Source organism: Mycobacterium sp. ENV421 (assembly GCF_002887815.1).
Lineage (GTDB): Bacteria > Actinomycetota > Actinomycetes > Mycobacteriales > Mycobacteriaceae > Mycobacterium.
In genome coordinates, this window is sequence record NZ_PDHO01000038.1 from 25,274 (window position 1) to 34,781 (window position 9,508).

The 9,508-nt window shown below is 60.5% G+C and carries 3 protein-coding genes; 2 read left to right on the forward strand and 1 reads right to left on the reverse strand.

Going from position 1 to position 9,508, the window contains the following annotated elements:
• Positions 1–309: 309 nt before the first annotated feature.
• Positions 310–4,053: a GTPase gene (locus CRM90_RS26420; protein ID WP_158249066.1), complete on the forward strand. Its 3,744-nt coding sequence runs from the start codon at positions 310–312 to the stop codon at positions 4,051–4,053.
• Positions 4,050–5,678 (forward strand): GTPase domain-containing protein, encoded by a 1,629-nt coding sequence (locus tag CRM90_RS26425; RefSeq protein WP_102809854.1) that lies wholly within the window; start codon positions 4,050–4,052, stop codon positions 5,676–5,678. Before CRM90_RS26420 ends, CRM90_RS26425 begins: the two co-directional genes overlap by 4 nt.
• Positions 5,679–5,744: 66 nt before the next feature.
• On the opposite strand, the gene CRM90_RS26430 is transcribed toward CRM90_RS26425, so the two are convergent.
• Positions 5,745–9,452 carry a protein NO VEIN domain-containing protein gene (locus CRM90_RS26430; RefSeq protein ID WP_102809855.1) on the reverse strand — a complete coding sequence of 1,236 codons (3,708 nt, stop codon included), beginning with the start codon at positions 9,450–9,452 and terminating at the stop codon, positions 5,745–5,747.
• Positions 9,453–9,508: the final 56 nt, after the last annotated feature.

Sequence of the window (9,508 nt, forward strand, 5' to 3'; positions counted from 1 at the left end):
GTGGCGTGATAGCGATCAAACCGGCGTGGGTTCCAGGCCCAAACTGCGAGTATTCACCGAGATGCCGACAACGCCGCGTCGCGCGTGAGTGGACCGCAATCCATGTCGAGTAGTTGGCCACCAAAAGCGGCGGATTACCCCCGCACGCCGGTGGGGAGGCGCTTAGTGTCGGAGCCGTCGGCTAACGTCCGTCATTTGCGGGCCTCGAACATAGCGGGCTCATTGCAGGGGGTTGCGTTGCCGGAGCGTTCCCACGAGACCCACTTCGATCGTGCCATCGCAGGCGCACTCGCAGCAGGGCGCGACGAGATGGACCTGCTCGACGAGTTGGGCGAAGCCGCGATTGGCGCGTATGCGATTTTGCTACCTACCGCCGACGGGCTCGGCCCGCTGGCTCGGGAAGTGTCGGAGGCGAAGGAGGTTTTCGCCGAGAAGGTGCGCAGGCACCTCTCTGAACAGCGCGACGTCTTGTCCACTTTCAACGTGGTGTTCTTCGGCCGCACTGGTGCTGGCAAGAGCACATTGATGTCGGCCTTTGGCGGGCTGGATGGACGTGACGTCTCGCCGGGCGACAGCGATTGGACGACGAAAGTGCGCTCGGTCGACTGGCGTGGCTGTCGCCTTTACGACACCCCGGGCATCAACGGATGGGGCCGTCGAAAGAGCCGCGCAGAACTCGAGGCCACCGCGCAGCGGGCCGTCGAGATCGCCGACGTCGTGTTGTTGTGCTTTGACAGTCAGAGTCAACAGGCGAGCGAATTCTCCAAGGTCGCAGATTGGGTGCGCCACTACGGCAAGCCCACCATCGCTGTGCTCAACATCCGCAATCTGCGCTGGCGCCACCCGGCGAAAGTACCCAATCAGACGGCCCGGCAGAACATTTCGGAACCAGTGCGTCAGCACAGCGATAACATTCGCACCGAGTTGGCCAGCATAGGACTTCCAGAGACCCCTGTGGTCGCCATCCACAGCAGGCGGGCGCTATTCGCGCGGGCAAGTACGCCTTTTCGAGGCCCCGCCGAGCGGGACTTCCTCAACGAACGCGAGCAGCACGGCGTCGATTATCTGGCCCGCTGGTCGAACTTCGGTACCCTCGAGTCGCTCTTGACCTCAGGGATCGCAGCCGGAGGCGCGCAGCTTCGGCTCACGTCTTTGCGCGAGGGTATGCGTGCGATCTTGCAGGACGAAGCTGGCATGCTTAAGGCGCTTGGACTGCGGCTGGGTGAGCGGATCGACGAGGTCGACAGGGCCATCTCCCGGCATCTCGACGTGCTTGGGTACCTGGAATCCGATGAGCGTGCGACTTACCTTCACGACGATGAGTGGAGTGGCGACCTGCTCACCATCGCCGAGACTGCCCGCGGCGCCCCATACCTCATGCCGGCTGACGGCACCTTCAGTCGGTACCTGCGGATGCTGCTGAAGCCGCACCTCTCGGTGCCACGCAGTGAGGCGCTGAAGCGGTTTAAGCGTCTGGAACGCAAGGCCTTCGACGATCACCAAGACGTCGACGAGGAGACCTTCGTCAGCACGGTGTTTGACGAACCGGCAATAGCGGCCGCGCTGGAAGCAGTCTGGACGGAATCCGCGGCGTTTCTGGAACGGGAATTATCCATGGCCGCAGCTGAACTGCGGCGCAGTGACTTCTCCGCCGAACGCGACTCCTCTGACCTCGCTGGCGCCGCGGGGTCAGCCTCGCAAGCCTTTGAGGCTGCGTTTCGGGCTACTGGATTGTTGACTGGAGTTACCGCGGCGGTCGGGGTGATCGCCCTCGCGAATGCATGGAACCCCATTGGGTGGGCGGGCGGCATTGTGGTGGCAGGCATCAGTATTGCGTCGTCAGTACTGGGCATCGTTGGGAGTCGCCACGGCGACTCAGCCGAAAGGCAGCGGGCCGAAGCGCGCGCCAAGGCTGCCTACGCCGGGCGCACCGCGATCCGCACGACATTCGACGGCATTGAGAAGGACTTTGCCGTCAACGCCCGTTCCGTGGCATGGCGGGAAGCCGCGCCCAGCGTGAAATCACTGTTGCGCGAATCCGTCGTGCTGACGCGGCTGCGCGAGCAGGCCGCGTCCATCGCCGAACAACTTGATGAAAAGGCCTCGAAGATCGCCACGACGCCCCGTGTGGACGCTCTCGAAGGCGCCCTGCAAACACTGTTGAACGACGACGCTTCGGCCGACGGTCGCGACCACCGACATGTTGTGCAGCGGATTCTGTTGGGTGAGGACTGGTTCGACGTCGCAATCACGCCGGACGAGGTCAATGCCACCGGGAATAGAGTGTTTGTCGAAGCATGCCGTGCTCGTCACGATGCCGACGTCCACGAGTTGCGTCGTGCGCTCAGCCGGGCACTCGTCCACCCCGACATCGCCCGTGTCGCTGACTGGGTTCAGCTGCTCGCCGACGCTGCCAAGCGCGATGCGGCCTTTCGCCCTGCTTTGGTGGCCGCGACGCCGCCGCGTGGCGCACGACCATCCGTCGCTGTCGCCGGTGACTTCAGTGCGGGCAAATCGTCGTTCATCAAGCGACTGTTGGTCGAGATGGAGGGCGAGGTCCCGGAGACGCTTCACATCCGTGCCGACCCCACGACCGACGACGTGCACGTCTACCAATTGGGCAGCGTCGACCTCGTGGACACCCCGGGCTTTCAAAGCGGTCGTAGCGGACACGACGACAAGGCGGTCTCAGCCACCACGAACGCAGCACTGGTCATCGTGCTACTCCACGTGAATCTGTTGATCGGAGACACAGCCCGCCTCGAGGGCGTCGTCAAGGGCACCGAGGCTGCACCCGGCAAGTGGCCACGAATGTTGTTCCTTATCAACCGTTGTGACGAGCTCGGTGTCGATCCGCTCCACGGGGTCGGCGAGTACTTCAACCGGCGCGACCGCAAGGCGACCGAACTGCATGCCGCGCTGGCGTCGCGGGGAATCTACATCGAACGGAACCACATCCACGGCATCGCGGCCGATCCCTTCTCCGCGGTCGGAAGTAGTCTGCCGGTCACCCGTGCCGCATACAACGCCAATCGGGAGTGGGACGGCATTGGTGCCTTCCTCGAAGCGCTGCGCTCATTGTCACCGAGCGAGATCACGCAGGCCAATGCCGTTGCAGCGCTCGACAATGCGGTCGCGGAGCTGGTTCTTTTGAACACCGAGACCCGAACAGAATGCGAGGCGAACCGTGCCGAAGCAGACAAGCACGGTGCTGTGATCAAAGCCCTGGACGAATGCCTCGACGATGCTCAGCACCTATCGGAGACGCTCGAGCACACCCTGTCGGAGGCGGTCTCGCGACATACGACCAACGCCATCAGCAAAATTCGGGAGGTGGACCGAGGCGACGACGAGAAGCTGGCCAAGGCCCTAACCTCCTGGAACAACCCCGATCTGCAGGCCGAGATCGACGTGTTCTTGACGGCGGCCACCGATCAGATCGGTGAGTGGGCGGCGGCCCACGCGTCTGCGATCAACCGTGAGCTAGCAGCCGCCAACTTCGACCAGAAGATGGGCAGACCCGTAGCTGAAGGAGAGGAGACGCCGCGCGACACCGTCGGCGATGTGCTCGGGGTGGGTGAATTCCTCACCGTGTCGGTGCAGAAGCTTGCAACGGGAGCGGGTACTCGCGATGCCGCTTATGCCATCGGAAAGGGCCTTGGAAAGAACTTCAAGCCTTGGGGTGCAGTCAAACTCGGCCAGACGGTCGCGCGGGCCGGGATGGTGCTGCAGGTGGCAGCAGTGGCATGGGACGCCGTCAGCTGGGTGCGCACCGAGGCCAAGCGATCGGACTGGGACGAGACCATCAATGCTGCGGTCGAATCCGTTGAGCAGAACGCTGCTGACAATATCGCCGAGTTTCTGCGTGGTGAAAACGCCCCCATCGCGTACCTCGAGAAACGAATTGATGAGGTCGCCGCCTTCCGGGACGACCACAAGAACCAACAGATGCTCGCAAATTTCGAATTATCACGCACTGACCGCAGGCTTTCGGCGGTTAGCGCGCTGCTCGACGCCTTTGACAACCTGCGGAAGGAACCTGGGTCATTGTGAGCCCCATCGATATCACCGAAGCGAAGGCCTGGCTCGATGCCATCCCCGGTGGCCAACTCGGGATCGAAGCCGACGAGCAGTGGCAACTGTTCGCGAGCATCAGCGAACCCGTCGTCACGGTCTACGGTGCTTACGACACAGGGAAGAGCTCGCTGCTTCGACGGCTCATCGTCGACTCCGGCGTCGAGGTGCCGGAGTGGCTGACCATAAGTGCGCGCCATGAGACCTTCGAAGTCAACGAGGTCCGGGCAGCTGGGTGTCTGCTTCGGGACACGCCTGGGTTCGTCACGGGTGCCGACGACGTCCGCGCCGACATGAACACGCAGCTGGCGAACGCCGCCGTCGATCTCACCGATGTCGCGATCGTCACCGTCACCCCTCAGTTGGCGACCGCCGAGTTCCCCGCCTTGCAGGCATTAGTCCGACGCGCATGGGATCCAGGTTCGCTGTGGTTCGTCATCTCCCGGTTCGACGAGGCAGGCGTGGACCCGGAATCCGATCCTGACGGATACCGGGAACGGGCGAAGCGAAAGACTGAAGAGCTCCGTAGTGCTCTGGATCTAGACGATGCCGTACCGGTGTTCGTCGTATCCCAGGACTTCGCGCAGATGGTCGGGTCGGAGCGCAACCCGGGCCCGCAAATGTGGGATGACTTCCGTGGCTGGGACGGCATGGCCGAACTGCAGGGTGCGCTGATCAACCTCGGTTCCGGTAACGGTTCCTCATTGAGAGCATCAGCGGCGCAGCGGTTCTGGCGACGGGCGGTCGGCAACTCGCTGGACGGCCTCAATGTCGAAGTAGCGAAGTATCTTGATCATGAGAACTTCTCGGAAGAGGGTCTGCAACTGCGTCAATCGTGGCTGGCCCAGCTGGAGGCACTCCAGAAGTCCGCCGATGCCGACCTGCGGGGCAAGATCTCGGAGTGCATTGGGCAAGCCGTCGACGATCAACGCGACGCAGACGCCATACAGCGGTCGCTGAAGACGTCCATTGACTTCTGGTACGGGCTCCAGGAGCGCAGCGTCGAGAAGCTCCTGCGCAACGTCGACGACACGATCGCTCTGGAGAAGCAGCGGCCGTCCTGGAAGAAACTCGAGACACTCGCGGAGTCGATCCGCGTCCAGGCGGACCGCTCGACGTCCGCCAAAGAGACGACCGAAGTCATCTCGCCAACCGTCAAGCGCGTCTCGAACGCGGCGCTCAAGGCCCTCACCGAATACGAAAAATACTCGACTCTGAAGAAACCCACTCCAGCGGCCGCGTCTTCAGCGATGAACATGAGCAAGCGAGTTGCGGTCGCCACTGCCGTCCTCCCGCTAGTGGTCGAGATGTCGTCGATCGCCGAACAGTTCCTGAAAAGTCGGGCGGACGCAGCGGAACGCGATCGTCAACGGAAGTTCATGGAGGCCGAGCTCGAACGCACCGGCGAGCGTGCTGCGACGTTGGCGCTGAGCGAGTTCGAGCCAGTGATCGATGTGGCTCGGCAGGCGATCCTCGATGCGACAGCCGAGCGAGTCGAACTGAGAGACGGCCTCGGCCAGCTGGTTGCGGAGCTGCGACGACTTATCGATTCGGGTGAGTCCCTGTTGCGGACATCTGGAAAGAACCTTGCCAGGCCGGACTAAATGTCTTCGTCCCCTACCGGTATCGCGATACAACGGCCAGCTCTACTCGCCGCGGAATGCTTGAGGTCAGGCGTTGCTGTCCGGTAGCGAAGCTAGAACTCCAAGCTCCATCTGTGCGGTGCTTAACAGAAGTCGGCCCTGCTCATTCTTTATGAGCTCAATAGGGTTGCACCACCGGGTAATACTCGGTGTTGCAGTGTTGACGTCGGTGACACGGTGTATGTAGTAACGGTTCCGATGGAAGCTGGCTTCCAAGAGTTCCGCCCCTGAAATGTAGAACGGATCGCTTGGGTCTGAGCCGACCGTCGATTTAACTTCGATGAATATCTGACTCCCATCTTGATCAATACTGAGTATGTCGAACGGCGCTAACTCATCATCCTTCGACTGCCAAATGACTTGGCCTGGATCAAGATCCATGCTCTGGACGCGCGCGCGCTCGATGTTGAAGGCGACCTCTTCTCCACGCTTCCCGGCAAGACGCTTCTGCGCTTCGTTTTGGATGGAAGGAGCTGAGGAGATAGCTCCGATTGAAAACGATGTCGCACGACCACGTACTGCATGACGACCACTGCCTACTGCGATGGGTTGGGCGTCAACTACGGACACCGAGGAGTAATCCACGGGCGGAGGCTCCGTGTCACCAGAGTCCAGATGCATTCCCGCGGAGAGGCCCTGCGTAATGGATTCCTTGACGATCGGCTCGGTTCCCTCCCGGAGTTCGCCGGCCGATGAACGCACAGTGCCATCAGCATGATCGACCCCAGCGGGAACCTCCCGTTGGTTGTTTGATGCCAAGTATGCATCCAGGACGCTCGCGGGGCTGTGATCAGTGTCGTGCGCGAGGACAAGTGTAGTCCTGGCTTCCAAAACCGCGTCCTCGCTGATCTGCCGATTAACCATCATGCGGTCACGTTCCGCAGGAGAAATACTGAGCAGCATGGTGATCGCGTCCGCGTGGGTCGAGACACCGAGGTACTGAGCAAGTTGGCCACCGACCGCGAACCAATCGGGTTGGCTCGTCGACGAATCCAACTCGACGTAGGCTCTGCCCACTGAGCGCGAACGCTTGTCGTCGTCAGTTGTGTCGAAACGGGCTATATGGCAACGAGCATCAGTTCTTTCGACCTCGCTTTCCTTATATCGGTACCGGAGGACAAGGCGGTCGCACAAAACTACTTCGAGGTTGCGCATCGACTTGATCGACCTCGACTCGAGCCGAGCGTTCTCGGCAGCAATCAACGCGACGATGTATGGCTTAGCATCGTCGATTCGCCGCATAAGGTGGTGACGTAACTCACCCTGCTGGATGTTCAAAGGTTCTGCAGTAACGCTGATTTCGTCGTCTAGACGGGCCAACCCGAGATACTTGTGCAACTTTCCGCTGTCATTGTCGGCGAGCAGGATTGGCATGTGATGTTGCCATGTGTCACGGAGTAGAGGATCGTCCGCGAACGGAGGTTGGTTGGCGAATAGGCTCTTGCCTCTGTGCATAGCAAGGACTCGGACGTTCTGTGGGGCTGAGTGTGGTCGTTCCTCTGGTCCAAGGCTGTCCTCGATGGTGCGCTGGACCCAGCGCGCTGCGCGTTCGATCTCGCGATACGGTGTACCAGCTCGGTCCGCCTCTGTCGCAATGGATTCAAGTAACTTCAAGAGGTTGTCGGTGCCCGGATAGCTCGCGTCGACCAAGTCCAGTTCCGCAGCTAAGGCGACACCCCCACGTTTCCGGTACATCGACGCACTGATCCGAGGTATTCGAGCTCGGATCATCAGCGGCAATTCAGAGGATTCGAACCAGGCATCCGATGGGCGCACGATTTGCGGTTCATCATCGAGTTCGACTGGCACCCAGGCGCGTGAGCGCAAGGTGTATGCGAATAACGAATCAACTGTCCGTTCCGGGTCGATGCTGTGGTATCGGTGGCTACATCGGACTGTAGAGAGCAAGCCCTGCTCGTACGATGAGCCCCAGTGCTGCGCCAGCTGGTTCCAAAGCAAGAAGAGCCTCCGCGGATCCCCTGAGTCAATCAGATCCTCGAGACGATCGAGCCGAGAGCTCAATGTCAGTCGCTGGTGCTGGCTGTCGTGGTTCATAGGGCACCGGCGGGCGACCACGGCATCCAGCCACCTGTTGAACAAAACCACATTAATTGTGCGGTGAGGATGAGTGGAGCTGTCAAGGACATGGTTGCCAGTTACCCGTGTGAGACGAGGGTGGTCAGAGACACCAAGCATGCGATAAAAACTTGAATCATCACGCACTCCATCCGGTTCGACCGGGACCTCGACGGCGAGAAATTCGTACTCACCGAACGGGCCATACAGCTGCTCTAAATCTGTTGTCCCAGTCCACTCTTCACCGAAATAGACTTCCGCGGCCGGTCGAAGACGGACTGAGGTGGCACCCCAGTCACGTGCAGGCACAAGCACGCGCCCCAAGACTGCGAGGCCCACTTCGGTAGTGTCTCGCCGCGCTTTCTGATAAGCCCGAAGACCCGACATTGCTCGTTCTCGCTCATGCGGATCGGCATCCTCGCGTTCAAGGATCTTGATCAGATACCCGTTGATGAGGTCGCGCCACTCGAAGTTTCTTACACCGAGATCCCGAAGAAGATTGTCCATGCCCTCAATGTCATATAGCTGAGCGATGGGCACCGGAAGATCGTCCGGCAGCGATTCGTCGCGCCTCGGGAAGTAAATCGTCTGCTGGGAGGGGACGAGCAGTTGTCCGTTTGCCGCGAAAACGCATGCGATCTTCTTCAGGTCATCAGGAAGGTGCCAGTTGTGCTCTCGCCACGCTAACAAGAATCCGTAGAACTCGACCGCATCATCTGACATTGGCTGCGCAAGGTTCTCGAGAAACTCAGCATCCGTCATCTCGCATTCATTGTTCACTTCGTGGACAAATCTACGGACGTCCCAGTCCGCCTCAACGTCGCAGCGGAGGGTGCTCGTCCCATCAACCAACGAAAGACGCTGTGCCCAGGCATGATCCGGGATCGTTTGAGGAAATAGACGGACCTCACCTGGCCGACCTAAGCAGTCATCGGTCGCAAGAGGTAGAAACGCTACCGCTGCAAGCGAATCCCGCCAATGTTCTGCAATCGCCTTTGCGGCGCCGGTCAGGTGGCCTACGTCCTCCGGAATGACAGCACGTATGCTCTCCACAGAAAGGTCGCACCGCTGCACTAGGTCGCGTGCAACGGTTGAGCCAATGAATTCGGCAACGGCACCTAGCAGGTGATCATTGTAAGCAGTAGCCTCCGGTGTATCCGAAATTCTTCGGCGATCCATCGTCAAGACCCATTCGGCATGAACCGCCACCCGAAACCCGGGTTCTTCCTCAGTGGGAAAATAGACATGGAGTGGATACGTTTCGTCGATGCGCGGCCGCGTCGCACTTTCGCCCGACTCCAACGGCACGGCAACGGCGAATTTCGCTTCTGCGAGTTCAGACCATTCTTCCCCCAGCGCCGCCAGCGCCTCAGTCGGAGGTGCTGTTACGCCGCGATATACGAACCACTCCTCCGTTCCTTCGTCCGTATCCATGTAAACGTGCTCAATGTCGCCGGACGTGTCACGCACGGCATCCGCTCTGAAGTCGTGGCTCGTGCCTTGCAGCTCTAGATGATCGATCGACGGCAGAAAAAGTAGCAGCTGCGCGTTCAAATTCCTGACGAGATGCTCGGCGACGATATCGGGGTCAACGTCGTCATTTAGCGGAAGTCGAATGATCGTCGAGAAGCCCTCGGCGCGCAGCGAATCGACGGCCACTCCCGACTTGGCTCAATTTAGTGTTCAAGTCCGTGGCTGATCTTGGCGAGGGCGTC